Source organism: Mesorhizobium sp. C264A (genome assembly GCF_040324515.1).
Classification (GTDB): domain Bacteria; phylum Pseudomonadota; class Alphaproteobacteria; order Rhizobiales; family Rhizobiaceae; genus Mesorhizobium.
In genome coordinates, this window is the sequence record NZ_JAMYVY010000002.1 from 1,111,162 (window position 1) to 1,131,773 (window position 20,612).

At 62.9% G+C, this 20,612-nt stretch carries 21 protein-coding genes, 1 tRNA gene and 2 pseudogenes; 15 read left to right on the forward strand and 9 right to left on the reverse strand.

What is annotated here, in order from left to right; genetic code table 11:
* Positions 1-2,409 (forward strand): phenylalanine--tRNA ligase subunit beta, encoded by a 2,409-nt coding sequence (gene pheT / locus NKL04_RS24345; RefSeq protein WP_023702067.1) that lies wholly within the window; start codon positions 1-3, stop codon positions 2,407-2,409.
* Between the two features lie 105 nt (positions 2,410-2,514).
* Here the strand turns inward: pheT and NKL04_RS24350 are convergent, their stop codons facing one another.
* Positions 2,515-2,892: a helix-turn-helix domain-containing protein gene (locus tag NKL04_RS24350; protein ID WP_023702066.1), complete on the reverse strand. Its 378-nt coding sequence runs from the start codon at positions 2,890-2,892 to the stop codon at positions 2,515-2,517.
* A gap of 153 nt (positions 2,893-3,045) precedes the next feature.
* On the opposite strand from NKL04_RS24350, the gene NKL04_RS24355 reads away from it, so the two are divergent.
* A complete protein-coding gene (locus tag NKL04_RS24355; RefSeq protein WP_023702065.1) occupies positions 3,046-3,648 on the forward strand; it encodes a nucleotidyltransferase family protein in 603 nt (200 codons plus the stop codon).
* A 219-nt stretch (positions 3,649-3,867) separates the two neighbouring features.
* On the opposite strand, the gene NKL04_RS24360 is transcribed toward NKL04_RS24355, so the two are convergent.
* Positions 3,868-4,863: an aldo/keto reductase gene (locus NKL04_RS24360; RefSeq protein WP_023681384.1), complete on the reverse strand. Its 996-nt coding sequence runs from the start codon at positions 4,861-4,863 to the stop codon at positions 3,868-3,870.
* Between the two features lie 96 nt (positions 4,864-4,959).
* On the opposite strand from NKL04_RS24360, the pseudogene NKL04_RS24365 reads away from it, so the two are divergent.
* The 4 genes and pseudogenes from NKL04_RS24365 to NKL04_RS24380 all read left to right on the forward strand — a co-directional run bounded on the left by NKL04_RS24365 (position 4,960) and on the right by NKL04_RS24380 (position 8,196).
* Positions 4,960-5,849, forward strand: a pseudogene (locus tag NKL04_RS24365) (LysR family transcriptional regulator).
* Between the two features lie 58 nt (positions 5,850-5,907).
* The gene (locus NKL04_RS24370) at positions 5,908-6,486 is read left to right on the forward strand and encodes a cytochrome b (RefSeq protein ID WP_023681382.1); all 579 of its coding nucleotides are present in this window, start codon (positions 5,908-5,910) and stop codon (positions 6,484-6,486) included.
* A gap of 69 nt (positions 6,487-6,555) precedes the next feature.
* Positions 6,556-7,131 carry a YceI family protein gene (locus tag NKL04_RS24375; protein ID WP_023681381.1) on the forward strand — a complete coding sequence of 192 codons (576 nt, stop codon included), beginning with the start codon at positions 6,556-6,558 and terminating at the stop codon, positions 7,129-7,131.
* 78 nt (positions 7,132-7,209) lie between these two features.
* On the forward strand, positions 7,210-8,196 hold the full coding sequence (locus NKL04_RS24380) for a Gfo/Idh/MocA family protein (protein WP_023681380.1): 987 nt from the start codon (positions 7,210-7,212) through the stop codon (positions 8,194-8,196).
* A gap of 85 nt (positions 8,197-8,281) precedes the next feature.
* Here NKL04_RS24380 and NKL04_RS24385 read toward each other — a convergent pair whose 3' ends face one another.
* A complete protein-coding gene (locus NKL04_RS24385; RefSeq protein WP_245261692.1) occupies positions 8,282-9,130 on the reverse strand; it encodes an alpha/beta hydrolase in 849 nt (282 codons plus the stop codon).
* Between the two features lie 53 nt (positions 9,131-9,183).
* Positions 9,184-9,549, reverse strand: a complete 366-nt coding sequence (locus tag NKL04_RS24390) for a VOC family protein (RefSeq protein ID WP_023672270.1) — start codon at positions 9,547-9,549, stop codon at positions 9,184-9,186.
* Positions 9,550-9,696: 147 nt separating this feature from the next.
* On the opposite strand from NKL04_RS24390, the gene NKL04_RS24395 reads away from it, so the two are divergent.
* Positions 9,697-10,005 (forward strand): hypothetical protein, encoded by a 309-nt coding sequence (locus NKL04_RS24395; protein ID WP_023687449.1) that lies wholly within the window; start codon positions 9,697-9,699, stop codon positions 10,003-10,005.
* A gap of 32 nt (positions 10,006-10,037) precedes the next feature.
* Positions 10,038-10,928, forward strand: a complete 891-nt coding sequence (locus tag NKL04_RS24400) for a sigma-70 family RNA polymerase sigma factor (RefSeq protein WP_023672268.1) — start codon at positions 10,038-10,040, stop codon at positions 10,926-10,928.
* A gap of 30 nt (positions 10,929-10,958) precedes the next feature.
* Here NKL04_RS24400 and NKL04_RS24405 read toward each other — a convergent pair whose 3' ends face one another.
* On the reverse strand, positions 10,959-11,687 hold the full coding sequence (locus tag NKL04_RS24405; protein ID WP_023672267.1) for a GntR family transcriptional regulator: 729 nt from the start codon (positions 11,685-11,687) through the stop codon (positions 10,959-10,961).
* A 160-nt stretch (positions 11,688-11,847) separates the two neighbouring features.
* Here NKL04_RS24405 and NKL04_RS24410 point away from each other — a divergent pair, with 160 nt between their 5' ends.
* Entirely contained in the window at positions 11,848-12,390 is a 543-nt protein-coding gene (locus tag NKL04_RS24410; protein WP_023702064.1) for an autotransporter, read from the forward strand.
* Between the two features lie 100 nt (positions 12,391-12,490).
* On the opposite strand, the pseudogene NKL04_RS24415 reads toward NKL04_RS24410, so the two are convergent.
* The 3 genes and pseudogenes from NKL04_RS24415 to NKL04_RS24425 form a co-directional block, all read right to left on the reverse strand.
* A pseudogene (locus NKL04_RS24415) lies at positions 12,491-12,655 on the reverse strand (LysR family transcriptional regulator); the annotation flags it as partial.
* Positions 12,656-12,687: 32 nt separating this feature from the next.
* Positions 12,688-12,764 (reverse strand) — tRNA-Arg (locus NKL04_RS24420).
* A gap of 195 nt (positions 12,765-12,959) precedes the next feature.
* Positions 12,960-14,492, reverse strand: a complete 1,533-nt coding sequence (locus NKL04_RS24425) for an ATP-binding protein (protein ID WP_023702063.1) — start codon at positions 14,490-14,492, stop codon at positions 12,960-12,962.
* Positions 14,493-14,836: 344 nt separating this feature from the next.
* Here NKL04_RS24425 and rpmH point away from each other — a divergent pair, with 344 nt between their 5' ends.
* The 6 genes from rpmH to yihA all read left to right on the forward strand — a co-directional run bounded on the left by rpmH (position 14,837) and on the right by yihA (position 19,695).
* A complete protein-coding gene (gene rpmH / locus NKL04_RS24430) occupies positions 14,837-14,971 on the forward strand; it encodes a 50S ribosomal protein L34 (RefSeq protein WP_008833937.1) in 135 nt (44 codons plus the stop codon).
* Positions 14,972-14,987: 16 nt separating this feature from the next.
* Complete coding sequence (rnpA, locus tag NKL04_RS24435; RefSeq protein ID WP_023672264.1) at positions 14,988-15,341, forward strand: ribonuclease P protein component; 354 nt, start codon at positions 14,988-14,990, stop codon at positions 15,339-15,341.
* A 14-nt stretch (positions 15,342-15,355) separates the two neighbouring features.
* Complete coding sequence (yidC, locus tag NKL04_RS24440) at positions 15,356-17,170, forward strand: membrane protein insertase YidC (RefSeq protein ID WP_023709266.1); 1,815 nt, start codon at positions 15,356-15,358, stop codon at positions 17,168-17,170.
* Between the two features lie 345 nt (positions 17,171-17,515).
* Positions 17,516-18,082 (forward strand): fasciclin domain-containing protein, encoded by a 567-nt coding sequence (locus NKL04_RS24445; protein ID WP_023673244.1) that lies wholly within the window; start codon positions 17,516-17,518, stop codon positions 18,080-18,082.
* A gap of 318 nt (positions 18,083-18,400) precedes the next feature.
* Positions 18,401-19,039 carry a CatB-related O-acetyltransferase gene (locus NKL04_RS24450; protein WP_023701989.1) on the forward strand — a complete coding sequence of 213 codons (639 nt, stop codon included), beginning with the start codon at positions 18,401-18,403 and terminating at the stop codon, positions 19,037-19,039.
* Positions 19,036-19,695, forward strand: coding sequence for a ribosome biogenesis GTP-binding protein YihA/YsxC (yihA, locus tag NKL04_RS24455; protein WP_023673242.1), 660 nt, complete (start codon positions 19,036-19,038; stop codon positions 19,693-19,695). Before NKL04_RS24450 ends, yihA begins: the two co-directional genes overlap by 4 nt.
* A 66-nt stretch (positions 19,696-19,761) precedes the next feature.
* Here yihA and NKL04_RS24460 read toward each other — a convergent pair whose 3' ends face one another.
* The gene (locus NKL04_RS24460) at positions 19,762-20,505 is read right to left on the reverse strand and encodes a TetR/AcrR family transcriptional regulator (RefSeq protein ID WP_023681357.1); all 744 of its coding nucleotides are present in this window, start codon (positions 20,503-20,505) and stop codon (positions 19,762-19,764) included.
* Positions 20,506-20,612 lie beyond the last annotated feature (107 nt).

The window sequence follows — 20,612 nt, forward strand, 5'->3', positions numbered from 1 at the left end:
ATGAAACTCACCCTTTCCTGGCTCAAGGATCATCTCGACACCGACGCCACGCTCGACGAGATCGTCGAGAGGCTGACCTCGATCGGCCTCGAAGTCGAGCATGTCGACGACAAGGCCGGCCTGAAGCCGTTCGTCATCGCCAAGGTGCTGACGGCGGTGCAGCATCCCGACGCCGACCGGCTGCGGGTGCTGACCGTCGACACCGGCAATGGCGCAGCCCCTGTCCAGGTGGTGTGCGGTGCGCCGAATGCCCGCGCCGGCTTGATCGGCGCCTTCGCCGCGCCCGGCGCCTATGTGCCCGGTATCGACGTGACGCTGACCGTCGGCAAGATCCGCGGCGTCGAGAGCCATGGCATGATGTGTTCCGAGCGCGAGCTGGAGCTGTCGGATGAGCACAATGGCATTATCGACCTGCCGGCCGATGCGCCTGTCGGCACCAGCTTCGCGGCTTACGCGCATCTCGACGATCCGGTGATCGAGATCAATCTGACGCCGAACCGGCCGGATGCGACCAGCATTTACGGCGTCGCCCGGGACCTGGCGGCAAGCGGGCTTGGCCGGCTCAAGACCGCGCCGGTCGAAGCGGTCCTTGGCAAAGGTGAAACGCCGGTCAAGGTGACCATCGAGGCGCCGGAGCTCTGCCCCGGTTTCGCGCTGCGCCTGGTGAAAGGCGTGAAGAACGGGCCGTCGCCGAAATGGCTGCAGCAAAGGCTGATCGCCATCGGCTTGCGCCCGATCAGCGCGCTGGTCGACATCACCAACTACGTCACCTTCGACCGTGGCCGGCCGCTGCATGTGTTCGATGCCAAGAAGGTCGCCGGCAATCTCGTCGTGCGCCGCGCACGCGACGGCGAGAAGGTGCTGGCGCTCGACGGGCGCGAATACACGCTGACGCCGCAGATGTGCGTGATCGCCGATGATAATGGCGTCGAATCGATCGCCGGTGTCATGGGCGGCGAGCATTCCGGCTGCGACGAGAGCACCACGGACGTGCTGATCGAATCCGCTCTTTGGGATCCGATCACCACGGCCCGCACTGGCCGTACGCTCGGCATCATCACCGATGCCCGTTACCGTTTCGAGCGTGGCGTCGACCCAGAATTCATGGTGCCCGGCGTCGAGCTGGCGACAAAGCTTGTGCTGGAGTTCTGCGGCGGCGAGCCGACGGAAACCGAGGTCGTTGGCTATGCCGGCTACAAGCCTAAGATCGTTTCCTTCCCGATCTCGGAAGTAAAGCGGCTGACCGGCACCGAAGTGCCGAAGGCGGAAAGCCTCGACATCCTTTCGCGCCTCGGCTTCGAGCCGCAGGGCTCGGACGACATCGTCGATGTGGCGGTGCCGTCCTGGCGGCCCGATGTCGATGGCAAAGCCGACCTGGTCGAGGAAGTCATGCGCATTCACGGCGTCGACAACATCGCGCCGCAGCCGCTCGGCGCTCATGACGCGGTCAATTCCAAGATCCTGACGACCCTGCAGGTGCGCACCCGCATTGCCAAGCGCTCGCTCGCCGTGCGGGGCATGCTGGAGGTTCTCACCTGGTCGTTCATCCCGGCCAGACACGCCGAACTGTTCGGCGGCGGCCAGACGGCGCTGAAGCTCGCTAATCCGATTGCAGCCGACATGTCCGATATGCGGCCCTCGTTGTTGCCCGGCCTGATCGTCGCCGCGCAGCGCAATGCCGACAAGGGGATCGGCGATGTCGCGCTGTTCGAGGTCTCCGGTACCTATGAGGGCGACGGCCCCGACCAGCAGCGGCGCGTTGCCGCCGGTGTGCGCCGCGGCACCGCCAAGCTCGACGGTTCCGGCCGCAGTTGGGCCGGCAATTCCGGTCCGGTCGGCGTGTTCGACGCCAAAGCCGACGCGATTGCAGCGCTGGAAGCCTGCGGCGCGCCGGTCGACAGGCTGCAGATCGAGCCAGGCGGTCCGGCCTGGTATCATCCCGGCCGCTCCGGCACGATCAAGCTCGGCCCGAAGACAGTGCTCGGCACCTTCGGCGAGTTCCACCCGAAGACGCTGGAGGGGTTGGACGTTTCCGGACCGATCTGCGGTTTCGAGGTCTATATCGACGCCGTGCCGGAACCGAAGGCCAAGCCGACGAAAACCAAGCCGAAGCTGGAGCTGTCCGCCTTCCAGGCGGTGAAGCGCGACTTTGCTTTCGTCGTCGACAAGACGGTGGAGGCCGGCGCGCTGGTGCGCGCGGCGCTCGCCGCCGACAAGAAGCTGGTCACCGGCGTTTCGGTGTTCGATGTGTTCGAGGGGGCATCTCTCGGGACCGCCAAGAAGTCGGTTGCCATCGAAGTATCTATCCAGCCGGTTGAAAAGACGCTCACCGACGAGGATTTCGAGGCGCTGGCCAAGCGCATCGTCGACAATGTTGGCAAGCAAACGGGCGGCGTGCTGAGGACGTAAAGGGATTGCCGGCAGGGGTGGCGAATCGCCCTCCTACTGGGAGTTGATTTGCTAGGGCAAGGCCGGATTGAAACGGAAGCTCAGGTCGTAAAACCGCGCGGGCTCCTACGCGGTCACGTCCAGCCTCGACAGAATACCTTGATACATCCTGATGTGTTCCTGGGCGTGCTCAATATCTGTTTGTGTGGTGTCGCGCCATTCGGGATGCTCGATAGTGCTTTCTCTTGTTTTCAAATGCCCTGTTTCAAGCAATTCAACTTGCCGTTCGAGGACCTCGATCCGGGCGTTGATATCCTTTCGGTATGCGATGAGCACCGCAAGCCGAACGACGTTGGTAGGTATCTCGACGGGGCGTTGATCCTCGCGCCTGCTACCGCGCTCGTAATTTTCGATGGAACCACGTGAGACGCCGAGAACTGCGGCTGCAGCTTCTTGCGATAGCCCGAGATCCTTGCGCCAAGCCTTGAACTGTTCCGGTGTCATATTGGAATCTCCATTTTCGTGGCACGGAGTATCAGTTGCGTACTGAGTACGCAAGAGTTTTCTTCATACTCAGTACGAATTCTGACTCCGCAATGAGATAAGATCTCAAGTGTCCGGATTGCGGATCGACAGCGAATCGCCCTCCAAAGGGTGATGGATCATCTGCGCTATTCCGGGTTCTCGTTCGAAGCACAACGCGAAGCGCTTCTCGCCATCGTGTCGGCGGATCCACTGGTTCGCGACGCGCTGGCGCAGGCACGCTCGCTTGACCTGCCGGATTGGCTGGTGGTTTCAGGCGCGCTCTATAATTCCGTCTGGAACCATCTGACCGGCAAGCCATCGGGCTACGGCATCAAGGATGTCGATCTCTTCTACTTCGATGACAGCGACCTGTCCTACGAGGCCGAGGACGCGGTCATCCGTCGAGCCGCGCAGCATTTCGAGGGGCTGGCTCTGCCGGCCGAGGTGCGCAACCAGGCACGGGTGCATCTGTGGTATCCGCAGAAATTCGGCCAGCCCTGCCCGCGCTATACGAGTTCCAGCGAGTCGGTGAGCTATTTTGCTTCGAAGACGCATGCGGTCGGGGTGCGATACGATGCCGATGGGCAGCTTGAGGTCGTGGCGCCGTTCGGGCTGGATGACCTCTTCGCGTTTCGCATCACGCCCAACCGGCTGATGGATAACAGGCGCACGCATGAGGCGAAGGGGGCGAGGGCGAAGGCGTGCTGGCCGGAGATTACGGTGGTGCCTTGGTGATACGAAATGGCGGCGCGAGGCACCCCCCTCTGGCCTGCCGGCCATCTCCCCCGCAAGGAGGGAGATTGGCAGCTTCATCGTTGGCGCACTTTCTGCAACGTTGGTGATTGGCGAAAACAGCGACGACAGCCGATCTCCCCCCTTGCGGGGGAGATGTCCGGCAGGACAGAGGGGGGTGCCGCGCGCTGACTTCTCAGGGCGCCAAGCTCCCCCGCTTGTTCACCCATTCACCAGCGCCAACAGTTCCTCCGTATAGCGCTTGCCAACCACCTTATCCGGCGACAGCGCGTCGCCGATCGCCGCCACCTCGGCCGCGCTCAGCTCGATCCCGACCGCCGCCGTGTTCTGCTCGAGATGGCGTATCTTTCTTGCGCCGGGGATCGGCACGATGAAGTCGCCCTGGTGCAGCACCCAAGCCAGCGCCAGCTGCGCCGATGTGACGCCTTTTTCCACCGCCAGCTTTTCCAGCGTCGCAACGACCTTGGCGTTTGCCGCCATGGCGTCGGCCTGGAAACGCGGCAAGGTGCGGCGCCAATCGTCGTCGCTGAGGGCCTCGGGCTTGGCGATGGTGCCGGTGAGCAGGCCGCGACCGAGCGGGCTGTAGGGGACGAAGCCGATGCCGAGTTCGCGGCAGACATCGAACACTTCGTCTTCGGGGTCGCGGCTCCAAAGCGAGTACTCACTCTGCACGGCAGCGATCGGATGCACGGCGTGCGCCCGGCGGATGGTGGCGGCACTGACCTCCGACAGGCCCAGCGCCCGCACCTTGCCATCGCGCACCAGCTCGGCCATGGCACCGACCGTGTCCTCTATCGGCACGTCGGGATCGACGCGGTGCTGGTAGTAGAGGTCGATAACATCGGTATCGAGCCGCTTCAGCGAGGCTTCCGCCACCGCCTTGACGTGCTCCGGGCGGCTGTCGACGCCGACCATGCGTTCGAGGCCTGAGCCTTCCTCGGAAATCTTGAAGCCGAATTTGGTCGCGATCGTCACCCTGTCGCGCACCGGCTTCAACGCCTTGCCGAGAAGGATCTCGTTCTCAAAGGGACCATAGACTTCGGCGGTGTCGAAAAACGTCACGCCGATCTCGACAGCGCGGCGCAGCGTGGCGATTGCGTCAACCTCTGCCTGACCGCCATATGCGAAGCTCATGCCCATGCAGCCGAGGCCGACGGGGAAGACTTCGAGCTCAGTACCAAGTTTGCGGGTTTTCATGGCGCATCTCCTTGTTGCGATGAAACAGAGATAGCGCCTGGCTTTACGTTCGATAATTGGCTGTCATTCGCACGGGCTGTTCTATAAAATAGAGCAATGAACCGAGCGCATCTTTCTCAACTCGCTGTACTGGCAACAGTCGCCCAATGCGGTAGTTTTCGCGGCGCGGCGCGCGAACTGGCCATCGCGCCCTCGGCAGTTAGCCATGCCGTGTCCAGCCTGGAGGCGCGGCTCGGCGTGCGGCTTTTGGCGCGCAGCACCCGCAGCGTGGCACCAACGGAGGAGGGCGCGCAGCTGCTCGAACGGCTGCGGCCGGCGCTGTCCGAGATCGATCTGGCGCTGGAAACGGCGATCGAGGCGCGCGACCGGCCGGCCGGGAACCTGCGGCTGACCGTGCCGCGCACCGCGGCCCACCTGGCATTGACGCCCAGGCTCGGCGGCTTTGCCGCGGCCTATCCCGACATCGTGCTGGAAATCGTCATCGAGGATCGCTTCACCGACGTCGTCGAAGGCGGCTTCGATGCCGGCGTGCGGCTCGGTGAGAGCCTGCAGCGCGACATGATCGCGGTGCGCATCGGACCGGACCTTCGCGGCGCCGCGGTCGGCGCGCCATCCTATTTCGCGACCATGCCAAGACCCCGCCATCCGCGCGATCTTGCCGACCACCGCTGCATCCGCTTCCGTTTTTCCAGCGGCATTCTTTACCGCTGGAATTCGAGAAGGATGGCGAAGAGATCGAGATCGCGGCGCAAGGGCCGCTGATCCTCGACGAAGACCATCTGATCGCCCAGGCAGCGGTCGACGGCGCAGGGCTCGCCTTCGTCTTCGACGATTATGTGCGCGCGCCGCTCGCCGACGGCCGCTTGATCCGCGTGCTGGAAGACTGGTGTCCGCCCTTCGACGGTTTCTTCGTCTACTACCCCAGCCGCCGCCAGATGCGCCCGGCGCTGCGGGCGTTTGTGGATTTCTTCAAGGTCGGTGCTTAGCCACCTCCCCCTTGTGGGGAGGGTGGAAGAAAGCCCAGCTGCCATTCGTTCACCAGCCATGCCGGCATTCATCACCAACAACTCAACCCGCTACGGCTGGGCGGCGATCGTCCTCCACTGGCTGATCGGCATCCTGTTCATCGGCCAGTTCATGCTCGGCTTCATCATGGTGCGGTTGACCAGCCAGCGCACCGCCTTCGAGCTGATCCAGCTGCACAAATCCTTCGGCTTCCTGCTGCTCGGCCTCCTCATCCTGCGCATTGCCTGGCGGCTCGGCAATGCGGCCCCGGCCTTGCCGGCCTCGGTCGGAGGCCTGGAGCGTCGGACGGCGCCGCTGGCGCATCTGGCACTTTATGGCTTCCAGCTCGCGGTGCCGCTGTCCGGCTGGGCACTGGTTTCGGTGTCGATGCTGGAGATCCCCAGCATGCCGTTCAACCTTTTCGTGATGCCGAACCTGCCGCTCGGCGTGTCCGATGCGGCGGAAAACTTCTGGGCGGCAGCACACTGGTATCTCGCCTATGCCGGCATTGCCTTGGTTGCGCTGCATGCGCTGGCGGCGCTGCGGCATCATTTCTGGCTGCGCGACAGCGTGCTCACGCGCATGATCACGCCTTCGTCAGATCAGGACATGGAATAGCGCGCGCCGCGCATTCGTTCATTGGAGTGAGGGCGCAACACTTCGCCTGCCCCAGTAAGGACAAAACCCATGTATGCGCGCATCTTCGGATTGGCGGCTGTTGCCGCTTGCCTTGCCATGCCTGTCTCCGCCGCTGTGGACCTCGGCGACGCCGCCGGCAGCTACACGGTCAACCCGGCCAGCTCCAGCATTCGCTTCTCCATCGGCAAGGTCGGTGGCGGCGGCCTCGACGGCGCCTTTGGCCGCTTCAAGGGCTCCATCCGCATCGACAACAGCGATGTCGGCCGTTCCGCGGTCAACTTCACCATCTATCCCGAAAGCGTCGGCACCGGCCAGGGCCGCATCGACGCCTTCCTGCGCTCCGATGCGGTGTTCGACGTGGCCAACAGCCCCGAAATCCAGTTCCGCTCGACCAGCGTAACCCGAACCAGCGACACCACGGCGCTGGTCAGCGGCCGGCTGACGGCGCGCGGCAAGACGTTTGCGGAAAAGTTCACTGCCGAGCTCGGCGGGCTGAAGGGCGGCGTCATTAAATTCCACGTCACCGGCAAGGTGCTGCGCTCCCGGTACGGCATGGATGTCGGCACGCCGATCTATTCGAATATCGTCAATTTCGACATGACGCTAACGGGCAAGCGAGGCTAGCAGGACCAGCGATCCGCATTGGCTTTTCCTGCAATTTCGGGCAAACCTCCTCGCCTGTAAATCGATAGGAGAAGCCTGATGTTCCGATGGGGTGTTTTGTCGACGGCCAAGATCGGCCGCGAGCAATTGTTGCCGGCAATCGTCGAGGCCGAGAATGGCGTTTTGTCCGCGATCGCCAGCCGCGACCTGTCGAAGGCCGAGGCCCTGGGCGAGCGGTTCGGCGCCAGGCATGCCTTTGGTTCGTATGAGGAGCTGCTCGCTTCGAAAGACGTCGACGGCGTCTACATCCCGCTGCCGACCTCGCAGCATGTCGAGTGGACGGCCAAGGCCATCGAAGCGGGCAAGCATGTGCTGGTGGAAAAGCCGCTGGCGCTCGACGCCAAGAATATCGCACCGCTGATCAAGCTGCGCGACCAGAAGAAGGTGCTGGTCTGCGAGGCCTTCATGGTCATCTACCACCCGCAATGGATCAAGGTGCGCGATCTCATCGCCGATGGCGCCATCGGCCGGCTGCGCCATGTGCAGGGCGCCTTCTCCTATTACAATGTCGATCCCACCAACATGCGCAACCAGCTCGATCTCGGCGGCGGCGCGCTGCCTGATATCGGCGTCTATCCGACGGTGTCGACGCGGTTTTCGAGCGGCAAGGAGCCACTGCGCGTGCAGGCGACGATCGAGCGCGACAAGAAATTCGGCACCGACATCTATTCCTCGATCCGCGCCGATTTCGGCGATTTCGAACTGTCCTTCTATCTGTCGACGCAGATGGCGGCGCGGCAGGTGATGGTGTTCCACGGCGAGAAGGGTTTCATCGAGGTGTTCTCGCCGTTCAATGCCGGGCTCTACGACCATCACCGCATCGAATTGCACAACCAGAACCATACGGAGGCGCAGGTGTTCCGCTTTCCCGGCACGCAGCAATACCGGCGCGAGGTCGAGACGTTTGCCAGGGCGGCACAGGGTGGCAAGGAGCGTGTCTTCACGCTGGAGGAGTCCGTGCTCAACCAGAAGGTCATCGACGCCATCTTCCGCGCCGGCGGCAAGGAAGGCTGGGAGGCCGTCTGATACAGCAATCTTAGCGGGTAATTTCATGGGAGAAGGGCGTCCGCATTGTGCATGCGGACGCTCCTTTCCTGTTGAACTGACGATCTCACGCGCCTCTGAGCGTCAGGTGCAAGGTCTCGGCGAAGCGGTCGGGATAGGGCGCAAAGCCCATGTGGTCGCCGGGGAAGGCGGCGCGCTTGCTGCCGAGCCCGTCGGCCAGCGCCTTGCCCATGCCGTCGATCGGCTGGCCGATGGACTCTTCGCCGATGCCGACCACGACCGGGCGGCCGCGCAGCGCCTCGATATCGGGACGGTAGAGCGACAGCGGCATGACGCCATGCGCCAGCCAGTATTCGAAATTGCCGCTGACCCTGGCAAAGGTCTCGGCCTCCTCGGGCGACGGTTCGAACGAAGGCGGTCCGTCCTGCGGCCCGGCTTCATCCTGACCCGGCCCTTCCGACAGGCTGTTCTCGCTGAAGAATTTCTGCATCGCCGCCTCGACACCCTGGCTGCGATAGGTGTCGTGCAGGTCGCGCATGCCGGCCAGTGACGGCGACGGGTCGTCGAGCAGCATCATGCTGGGCGGCTCATGCGCCACCAGTGCACGAACCCGGCCGGGATGGCGGGCGGCGAGGTTGAGCCCGATCTGGGCGCCGCCGCTGGTGCCGAACACATAGGCCGGTCCGGCGCCAAGCGCCTCGATCAATCGCGCGGCATCGTCGCCATGGACATCGAGGTCCTGCTCTTGCGGCTCTCCGTCGAAGGTGCTGCGCGAATTGCCGCGCGGATCATAGGCGACCACCGTGTAGCGGTCGGCGAGGTGGCCCGCGACATCGGCGAAGACGCCGGCGTCCTGCGGTCCGCCGGGGATTATCAACAGTACGGGGCCGGAACCGCGCATCTCATAATAGAGGCTGGCGCCCGGTACTTTCAGCGTCGACGTTTGGGGGGTCATGTCCATCTCTCCTGTTGTTCTCATGTCAAAGTTCGGCTTTGCGCCGGGTCCGATCATTTGCTGGCGACAACCATGCGGTTGCCCTCGCTGTCGCGGAATTCGGCGACTGTGCGGCCCGGCTGCCAAGGCGCTTCCTGCGGCTCGGTGATGATTTCGACGCCGCGCGCCTTCAGGCCCGCGACCGTTGCCTCGACATCGCCATCAACGAGCACCAGCACGGGCTCAGTGCCCGGCGTGTCATCGGGGCGTTTGACGAAATGCAAATTGGTGACGGCGCCGGGAAATGTCAGCTCGATCCAGCGCCAGCCGCTGTCGCCCATCAGCTGGTCCTCCGCCACTTGGCAAGCAAGATGTCCGGTGTAGAAGGCCTTGGCGCGGTCCTGGTCGAACACCGGCAATTCGGCAAACTGGATGTGCATGATGGGTCTCTCCTGCTCCTGGACGGCTGCCGCGCAGCCGTCGACGGGAAAGACGATCCGGACGATCGAAAAGATTCGCCGGGCGACGAATCTTTTCGAGGCCGCGAAACGTCTTCTCTGTGCAGAGTTGAAAAACAGGAGACGACAATGGGCTACAATCTCGTCCGCTACGGCGTGAAGGACGAAAGCATCGCCGAGAACCGTATGCTGGTTGCACAGGTGTTCGAGGCACTCGACGACACGAAGCCGCAATCCGTGCGCTACCTCGTCCTGGAACTGGAGAATGGCGAGTTCATCCATCTTGTCAGCCAGGATGGCGACGGCCTGACGGGGCTCGCAGCCTTCAAGGCCTTCAGCGCCGATCATGCCGGGCGCCGCTCGACGCCGCTTGCCAGATCGCCGGCAAAGATCGTCGGCAATTATCGTATGCTGGCCGGCGAGGTCGTGCCGGCTTGAATGCAAAGACCGGCATTTTGGGAACGGACAGGATGAACACAGCAAAACTCGACCGCGTTGCCCTGGAGGCGATGCTCGGCGCCTTGCGACCGAAGCTGCACCGCTACTGCGCCCGCATGGCCGGCTCGGTGATCGATGGCGAGGACATCGTCCAGGAGACACTGATCAAGGCACTGCAGGCCATCGACGGCGACGCCACCGTTGGGCGTCCGGAGCAATGGCTGTTCCGCATAGCCCACAATGCCGCGCAGGATCATCTGCGCCGGCGCCAGCGGGAGCAGGCGCGCATGAGCGAGACCGACATGACGACGATCGAAGACCCCTCCGCAAGCGCCGATGCGAGGCTCGCCACCGCCGCCAGCCTGCGAAGCTTCATGCAGCTGGCAACAGTGCAGCGCAGCGCCGTGATCCTTGTCGACGTGCTTGGCCTCAGCCTGCACGAAACCTGCGAAGTGTCCGGCGCGACGCTGGCCGCGACCAAGGCAGCGCTGCATCGCGGGCGGTCGCAGCTGCGCCTGCTGGCGTCACAGGACGAGCAGGCGCCTGCCCCAAAGCTCGACGCCGACGACGAGCGGCGCCTGCGCCGCTATGTCGACCTGTTCAACGCGCGCGACTTCGACGCCGTGCGCGCGTTGATCGCCGAGGATATCCAGCTTGAAGTCGTCAACCGCACCCGCATGCGCGGCAAGGCGCAGGTTTCCAACTATTTCGGCAATTACGACCGTGTCCAGGACTGGGCGCTGTCGCTCGGCTTCGTCGACCGCAGGCCGGCCATCCTGATCCGCAACCCGCAAACGGGAGATGACGCCGTGCGCGGCTTCATGCTGGTCGACTGGCAGGATGGAAAGGTCAGCCATATCCGCGATTTCCGCTACGCGCCCTATTGCCTTGCCGATGCGGACATCCGCTTCATCGACGAGTAAGCATCGGCCAGAGAGCGCGGACTTCGCGCCTCAGGCGAAGCTTTGCAAATTGGCGTCCTGCAGCTTGGAGCCGGCGAGCAAGGCCTCGAGCACCTGCTTCTTGAGCGACAGGCACTGCGAGCGGGCAAGCTTTGCGATGGCCGAGACTTCGGCCAGCTCGCAGGCAAGCACCAACTCCTTCTGCTGGCCGATGATCGCTTGCGTGAAGTCGCGCGATTTGAAGCCGAGATGGAGGACACGCTCCGACTGGTCGAGCGTTTGGTCGAGCAGGCGAACCAGCCGCAGATTGCCGGAGAGTTCAGCCAGGGCCAGGCGAAAGGCGCGGTCGGCCGCCAGAAAGGCGACATGGCTGCGCAGCGTCTCCGGCTTCAGCACCTTCTGCGCCGCCAGCCTGATGTCGTCGAGCCCGCGTTCGGTGAGGTTTGCCGCGGCCACCCGGAACACTTCCGGTTCGATCAGGCTGCGGAGGTCGAAGATCTCGTTGACGTCGCGCAGGCTAAGCGGTGCGATGACATAACCGCGGCGCGGCTCGCTCTTGATCAGCCCTTCCTGCGTCAGGCGGGCCAAAGCCGAGCGGATCGTCGCCTTCCTGATCTGGTAGCGGTCGCCGATCTGCTTTTCGGTCAGGCTTTCGCCGGGTTGCAGGACGCAGGCGACGATGTCGCTCTTCAGCTGCTCATAAGCTTCCTCGCTGCGCAATATGTCGGCGGTCGACGGCGCCTTGACGGCGGACGGTGACACTGATTTCGGAAGAGCCATATCTGCCTGCCCGTGTGGTCTGCCCGCGTGGTCTGCCCGCGTAGTCTGCCCGCGTAGTCTGCTTGCCCGTTTCGACCATCCGGTTGACGGGTCTGTCGGCATTCGCTAGCCTGAGCATCTCAGCTGTATTGGTTGAGCTTCCCAATGGAGATGACGACAAATGTCTCTTGCCGCCAACTCGCCTCTCTACGCCGTAACCGCCGGTATCGTCAACGCAGCCAAAGGTGCTCATGCCATCGAACGGGTCAAGGCGGTGCTGCGCGAACACACCGACCGCTTCCATGCATCAGGCGTGCTCGCGCATGAGGAAGACGACGATGAGGTGCTGCTGCATGCCAGCCCTGACTTGACCATCTACCACATCACGCTGTCGCCCGGCCTGCGGTACCCGCCGCACAACCATCTGATGGATGCGCTGATCGGCATCTACAAGGGCAGCGAGACCAACTTCATCTATCCCGTCGACGGCAGCGAGATCGATGCGCCGGAACGCCACGACATCGCGGCGCCCGCGGTGGTGCACATGACCCCTGATACCGTGCACGCGGTGGCCAACACCGGCATCGCCCGCTCAGGCGCGCTGCATGCCTATCTCGGCAATCTGACCGAGACCCACCGCCACATGTGGAGCCCGGGCAGCACCCACGCCGAGCCGTTTGACAATGAGCGGTATCTGGCTGGAGCGAGGCCTATTGGGCCCTGATCCGGGAAAGGCGGAAGAAAAGTGAGCGTGCTGCGCGGCGGCGTGAATGAGCATTCAGCGTCGCTGCGCCCAGATAACGGTCGCCGCGTACTCTCCCGTTTCAAGAACATCGCAGCGCGTTTATAGCGCAGTCAGGCTGACGACTGGGGTAATAAATGAAGAAGCCCGGAATAGGCGGCGTCCAGTTCTCCAGCACTCGGATGAGGCGGTGCTCGGCAACGTGTTCCGCGACCTGCTCTTCATATGCGAGCCCAAGACCGGCTAGCGGATCGCAGGAAATCGCAGATTCGGCGGAAATGGCGCGCCCGAAGAGATTCGAACTCCTGACCCCCAGATTCGTAGTCTGGTGCTCTATCCAGCTGAGCTACGGGCGCGCAACAGGCCATGCTTTACATAGCCCCGCTAACCGATCCTGACGACCGGCCGCGACAAGACGTGTTCCCTAGCGACTGAATTTCCGAAAAGCAAGCCAATCCGGCAAAAGTTTTGTCGCAGCTGCTTTCGACGGTGCCGATCAAAGGGGTGCTGAGATTCAGCTCAGTCCGGCTTCGGCTGAATATCAATACAGCTCAGGCAGGGCGGCGCAGGCCGTTGCGGGCCTGGTCGAGGCGGACCGGCTGGTCGGGGATGGTGACGGCGAAGGTGGTGCGGCCGCCGATCGATTCGACCAGTTCCACCGTGCCGCCATGGGCGCGGATCAGCTCGTGCGCGATGGCCAGGCCAAGGCCGGTGCCGCCGCTGCGGGCCGAGCCTCGAAACGCCGCGAACAGGTTTTCTCGCGCCTTCGCCGGCAGGCCGGGACCGGTGTCGGTGACAATGATGCGGCTTACGCTGCCTATGCGCTCGGCCGATACGGCGAGCCGGCGCACCAGCGCGCTCTCGGCGTCGGCCGCCATCGCCTGCACCGCGTTTCGGCACAGATTGGTGAGCACGCGAAACAGCTGGTCGGAATCGGCATCGACCTCGAAGGCGAGCTCGACGGCATTGACGAATTCGATGCCGTCCTTGATGTCGAGCAGGCCGTGGACGTCGTCGACCAGCTGGCGCAGCCGCAAGCGGCGGCGTGAGGGCGCCGGCTCCTGCGTGCGACCATAGTGGAGCACACCTTCGGAATAGGAGACGGCGCGGTCGAGCGCGCGCAACAGCTTTGGCGCGAAGGCCTGCACCGTCGGGTCCTTGACCAGGCGCAGGCGGTCCGACATCAGCTGCGCCGAGGCCAGGATGTTGCGCATGTCATGGTTGATCTTGGAGACGGCGAGGCCAAGATCGGCAAGATGCTTCTGCTCCGACAGCATCTTTTGCAGCCGTTCCTGCATCTGCGACAGTTCGCGCTCGGCAACGCCGATCTCGTCGGCACGGGCGGCCGGGTGGATGATGCGCCCTGGATCGTCGGGCGCCTCGGAGAAGGACAGCATCGAGCGCGTCATGGTGCGGATCGGGCCGATCATGATCAGGTCGATCGCGGCATAGACCAGCATTGCGGTGAACAGCGAGATCAGCAGCGAGACGAAGGCGACGTTGCGCGAATAGCGCAGCATGGCGTTGCGGAGGGAATAGTCGGGCATGATCAGCTCGAATTCCTTGTCGCTGTCGCCGACCGGGCCGAACACCCGCAGCATGCGCTTGCCGCCGAAGAACAGCGTATCCAGCGCCCCGGTCATGCCCTTGATCATGCCGACATTGGCGATGTCGATGTGCTCGTCGACCTGCGGCGGCATCTCGGCCACCACCAGCAGGCGCGATACGCCGCCGTCGCGCACCGCGATCGCCTTGGCGCCGATTGCCATCAGCACGTCGTTCTGGGCGGCGCGGGAGAGCGAATTGGGCTCACCCTGCACCAGCACGATCGACACCGCGGCAGCGGTGCTTAGCCTCTCCTTCAGCCAGGCCAGGCGGTAGCTGGCGATCCAGGGCAGGAAAATGAGGACTTCGGCCAGGAGCACGAAGACAATGGTGAGCAAGAGCAGCTTGGTCGACAGGCCGCGCGCCAAGGGCACTGAACGATTGGGCACCGAACGGCTCGCAACCGGGCGAACGGTCGCCGGGCTGGCATCGGCTGTCGCCGGGCCGCTCCCTTCATCCGCTGATGCAACTTCGCTCATTAAGGCCTGTCTTCACAAACGCTTGATCGGTTGAGATTAGGTGATTGCGGCTTTTTTGCCAATTTCATCCTTCGTTGGACGATGGCGCCAGCAATAAAAATAGCCTCGAACTGGGTGTTCGCGCCGCGACGAACGGGGTGTCGCGCCGTGACGAACTGGCAGTTCGCGCTGCGACGAACTGGCGTTCGCGCTGGATTGACTCCCAAAACCCTTCTTTCTATAAGCCGCTCACGCTCGGGCCATTCGTCCCGGCGCGGTTTCGATCGCGCCAATGCCGGCCCGGCAAAGCTCCTGTTACACAGTGACAGAATCAAGAAGGGCCGCACCCCGCGGTATTAAAACAAATGAAGCGTACCTACCAACCGTCCAAACTCGTCCGCAAACGCCGGCACGGTTTCCGTGCTCGCATGGCCACCAAGGGTGGTCGCGGCGTCGTCGCAGCTCGCCGCAACCGCGGCCGCAAGCGGCTCAGCGCCTGAACGGAAGACGAGATCGTTGCCCGCAACCGGCAAGCCAGTGGGACCAAACCCCAAGCGGCTTCTGAAACGTGCGGAATTCCTGGCCGTCCGCCGCGGTGAAAAGCGGCGCGGGCGGCTTTTTCTCGTCGAAGTTCTCGACCGCAATGACGGCCTGCCGCCGCGCGTCGGCTTCACCGTCACCAAGAAGGTCGGCAATGCGGTTGTCCGCAACCGCGTCAGGCGGCGGCTGAAAGAAGCCGTGCGCACCCATGCCGCAAGTGACATGGCGCCCGGCAATGACTATGTCATCGTCGGGCGTGAAGACGTGCTCACCATTCCGTTCGGCCAGTTGAAGGCCGAACTCTCCCGCCGTCTCAGCGGAACACGATAGGCCAAGGGCTTTCGATGGAAAACAACCGGAACTTCTACATCACCATCGTCTTGTCGGTGCTGATCCTCGGGCTGTGGCAATATTTCTATGTGCTGCCGCGCAGCGAACAGCAGCGCGAGGCGGCCCGCATCGAAGAGCAGCGGGCGGCGGAGCAGAAGAAGGCGGCCGAGGCCGCCAACCCCGGCGGCACGCCGGCGCCCGCAGCGCCCGGCGCCATTCCAAACGCGCCCGGCACCTATGTTACGACGCCGGAAGGCCGCGCGCAGGAAGTGGCCAAGACGGCCCGCGTCAACATCGACACGCCGAGCCTGTCGGGCTCGATCAACCTCACCGGCGCCCGCCTCGACGACCTCAAGCTCAAGCACTATACCGAGACGGTCGACAAGACATCGCCGCAGATCCAGCTGCTCAATCCGCAGGCGCTGCCCACCGGCTATTATGCCGAGATCGGCTTTGTCGGCAGCGACACGACCGGCACGGTGCCGGGCCCGGAAACGGTCTGGAGCGTCGACGGCAATGCGACTCTGACGCCGGCGACGCCAGTGACGCTGACCTTCACCAACGACAAGGGCCTGACCTTCAAGCGCACGATCTCCGTCGACGGCGACTACATGTTCACCGTTTCCGATGCGGTGCAGAATTCAGGCTCGGCCCCGGTCACGCTGTCCAATTACGGCCGCGTCATCCGTTTCGACAAGCCAGCCATTGCCAGCTCCTATGTGCTGCATGAAGGCCTGATCGGCGTCACCGGCACGGAAGGCCTGCAGGAGCACAAATACGCCGACATCGAGAAGAACAAGCTGTATACGCCGAGCAAATCGACCGATGGCTGGCTTGGCATCACCGACAAATACTGGGCGGTCACCCTGGTGCCGACCGAGAAGCAGCCCTTCCAGCCGCACTATGCCTATTACGACAATGGCCGCCCGCGCTACCAGTCGGACTTCCTCACCGACCCGATCACCATTGCCGCCGGCCAGTCGGCGACGGTGGAGACCGAGATCTTCGCCGGCGCCAAGGAAGTCAACAAGATCAACGCCTACGCCCAGGACCGGCAGATCAGGCTGTTCGACCGGCTGATCGATTGGGGGTGGTTCATCTGGATCACCAAGCCGATGTTCTACCTGATCGACACGCTGTACAAATTCTTCGGCAATTTCGGCCTGGCCATCCTTGCCACCACGGTCGTCGTCAAAACCCTCTTCTTCCCGCTCGCCAACAAATCCTATGCGTCGATGGCGAACATGAAGAAGGTGCAGCCCAAGATGCTCGAGATCCGCGAGAAATACGCGGACGACAAGATGAAGCAGCAACAGGCGATGATGGAGCTGTACAAGACCGAGAAGATCAATCCGCTCGCCGGCTGCTGGCCGGTGGCGCTGCAGATCCCGGTGTTCTTCTCGCTCTACAAGGTGCTCTACATCACCATCGAGATGCGGCACGCGCCGTTCTTCGGCTGGATCCAGGATTTGGCCGCGCCCGATCCGACCTCGGTCTTCAACCTGTTCGGCCTGCTGCCCTTCGCGCCACCGGCATTCCTGCCGCATATGGGCGCCTGGGCGGTGGTCATGGGCATCACCATGTTCCTGCAGATGCGCATGAACCCGACGCCGCCGGATCCGACGCAGGCGCAGATCTTCACCTGGATGCCGGTGATCTTCACCTTCATGATGGGCAGCTTCCCGGCCGGCCTCGTCATCTACTGGGCCTGGAACAACACGCTGTCGATCCTGCAGCAGGGCGTGATCATGAAGCGCCAGGGCGCCAAGATCGAATTGTGGGACAATCTGACGGCATTGTTCCGAAAGAAACCCTCGCCGGCTGAATAGAAGGCGCTATTCCGGCAATCAAAGCCCCGGCTCGTCCGGGGCTTTTTTGGACGAGGCGCGCATCACGTTCCCGTGAGGCGCGAAACTTGCGGCGTGCAACCGGCGTGGCTGCTGCTTGTACCGCCAAGGCCGATCAACACCGATCAGCTCTAATCCGAAGACCGCTGTTTTTGATCCGTGACCCCGTCATGTCCATCGCGGGGATGCGGCGCGTGGAATGGGCATTCGCCTTTAAGTATTTGTTATCATTATCGTTTTTTACTCTGCACCGAAACTTTCCCGCAATCGCCGCGTAACTCTTCCCGACAATCGAATCAACAATTGTCGCACCAGAAGGGTTCTCCAATGGCAAAGTCCATCCTCAAGGCATTCTGCTTTTCCGCCGGCCTGGCTCTATCGGGCCTCGCAGCTACGACGGCCTATACGCTCGCCAATCCCGCCGTTGGCGGCGCTGCGATGCTGACCTCGAAGAACATCGTCGAGAACGCCCTCAACTCGCCGATCCACAAGACGCTGGTTGCCGCCGTCAAGGCCGCCGGCCTGGTCGACACGCTGGAAAGCGCGGGACCCTTCACGGTGTTTGCGCCGACCGATTCCGCCTTTAAGAAACTGCCGGCCGGCACCGTCGCCACGCTGGTGAAGCCCGAAAATAAGGACAAGCTGACCAAGATCCTGACCGCCCATGTCGTGGCCGGCAAGATCTCCGCCAAGGATATGATGACCAAGGCCAAGGCGATGGGTGGCAAGTATGAAATGAAGACCGTCAGCGGCGACACGCTGATCGCCGAGGTAAAAAAAGGCGCGCTTTATATCGTCGACGAATCCGGCGGCGCCGCCAAGGTAACGGTCGCCGACGTCAACCAGTCGAACGGCGTCATCCACGTCGTCAACAAGGTGCTGTTGCCGAAGTAACGGTTTTAGGCAACGGCGAATGACGGCGGGCTGCGACGGGCTTTCTCGGTCTGCCTTCCCCACCTCACGGCGAGGTGCCATTCTTTTGAAGCCGTCTTCGACACCACCGGGGTCCTGCTTGTCCTTCGCAGGGCCCCGTTTTTCGTTTCAGGGCGCCTTAGGCGACTGCGCTGCGGTCGACCTGATCGTGATCTGCCGCGGCACCAAGTGAACATCGAAGCCCAGCAGGGCTCGCTCATCGGGCGATTGGTGCTATAGGGCGGATCACGCCATCTAGAATGGCGGCTTTAATTTGCGCCACTCTCGACGGATCTCGCCATGGACGGACCCAACCCAGACATCAAACACCCGATCCCGATGCACACCCGCGTCGGCTTCCTCAAGCCCCTGGTCACCGCGCCGAATATCGAGATCGGCGAGTTCACCTACTATGACGATCCTGACGGACCGGACAAATTCGCCGAGCGATGCGTGCTGCATCATTATCCCTTCATCGGCGACAAGCTGATCATCGGCAAGTTCTGCGCCATCGCGGAGGGCGCGCGCTTCATCATGAACGGCGCCAACCATGCCATGTCCGGCTTTTCCACCTATCCGTTCAACATTTTCGGTCATGGCTGGGAGCAAGGCTTCGACCCGAAGACGTGGTCGCAGGAACTGCGCGGCGACACGGTGGTCGGCAATGATGTATGGATCGGCATGGATGCGGTGATCATGCCCGGCGTGTCGGTCGGCAATGGCGCCATCGTGGCGGCGAAATCGGTGGTGACGCATGACGTGCCGGCCTATGCGATCGTCGCCGGCAATGCGGCAAAGGTGGTGAAGATGCGTTTCGACGACAGGACGGTGCGGCGGTTGCTGGCTGTGGCGTGGTGGAATTGGCCGGTGGACAAGATCGGCCGCAACCTCAACGCCATCCGGGGCGCCGATATTTCCAGGCTGGAGGCAGCAATTTGAACGCGCTGGGCAACACCGTCATCGGCACCGACCTGTTCACCAAGGGGTGGATCTTCATCCGCGGCGTGCCGGCGATGAAGTTCCTGCCGCCGGAGGGGCCGCCTGAGATCGCCTTTGCCGGCCGCTCCAATGTCGGCAAGTCGTCGCTGATCAATGCGCTCGTCGGCCATAACGGGCTGGCGCGCACCTCCAACACGCCGGGGCGCACGCAGGAGCTCAACTATTTCGTGCCGGGCGGGTTTTCCGGCGAAGGCACCGACCTGCCGCCAATGGCGCTGGTCGACATGCCGGGCTACGGCTATGCCAGCGCGCCGAAGGAAAAGGTGGACGATTGGACCAAGCTGGTCTTCGACTATCTCAAGGGCCGCGTGACGCTGAAGCGGGTCTATGTGCTGATCGATTCCCGCCATGGCATCAAAGCCAAGGACGACGAAGTGCTGTCGCTGCTCGACAAGGCGGCGGTGTCCTACCAGATCGTGCTGACCAAGACCGACAAGATCAAGGCCGCCGGCGTGCCGCAGCTGATCGAAGAGACATTACTGAAGATCAAGAAGCGGCCGGCGGCGTTTCCGTTCGTGCTCGCCACGTCGTCGGAAAAGGGCGAGGGTCTGGACGAACTGCGCGCGGCTATCGTGCTGGCGGCCAATGGCGGTTAAAAGCAACTCCGGGAAAAGTGTGAAGCGGTTTTCCGTCCGGAGTTGCGAAAAAAGACCTTTGGCTAACTAGGCCTTTGCCTTGGACTTCGCCTCGAGCGCGATCATCTGATGGCTTTCTTCCTCGGCAAGCTTTTCGGTGCCGTAGGACTTCAGGAACAGGCTGACGCCCGACCGCACGATGTGGTCGATTTCATCCTGGCTCGGCGCCTTGGTGCGGTAGGCGAAGATGCACTGGCGAAACAGGCCGGCGAGGCACAGTTCGGTGAATTGATAGGCGGCAAGATCGACATCATCGATCTTGAGCAGGCCGCGTTCGATGGCTGCATTGAGGAACTTGACCACCTTGTCGTGGCCGCGTTTGGGGCCGCGTTCGTAAAACCGCGCGCCCATGTCGGGTATCCTGTCGGAGGCGCCGATCACGGTGCGTTGCGCCTGGATGACCTTGGCCGAGGTGATCTTCATCGACAGCACCTTGCCGAATTTCACCAGCGTCTGGCGCAGATCGTCAGCGCGGTCGAGCATGTCGTACATGTTCTTGAAGATGGTGCCGCGCTCTTCCTCGATCAGCGCCTCGAACAGCTCTTCCTTGTTGGCGAAGTAGACATAGATCGTGCCCTTGGAGACGCCGGCCTCGCGGGTAATGTCGTTCATCGACGCCGCTTCGAAGCCCTTGTCGATGAACACGCGCCGCGCGCCCTCGATAATCTGGCTGCGCTTGACCGGATCCTGGCCCGCCGCCGGGCGGCCGCGACGCGCACTATCCAGCACATCGCACGGATCATTTTCGACGTCGGGTAACGTGTCGGCCATTAAAGTCACACCTCGCGAAAATAATTCGAACCGAGCGGTTCGATTGCTCTTGATATGGGCCTGCTTTAGCGCTATGTCAACGTTCACATCGAACCGAACGGTTCAGT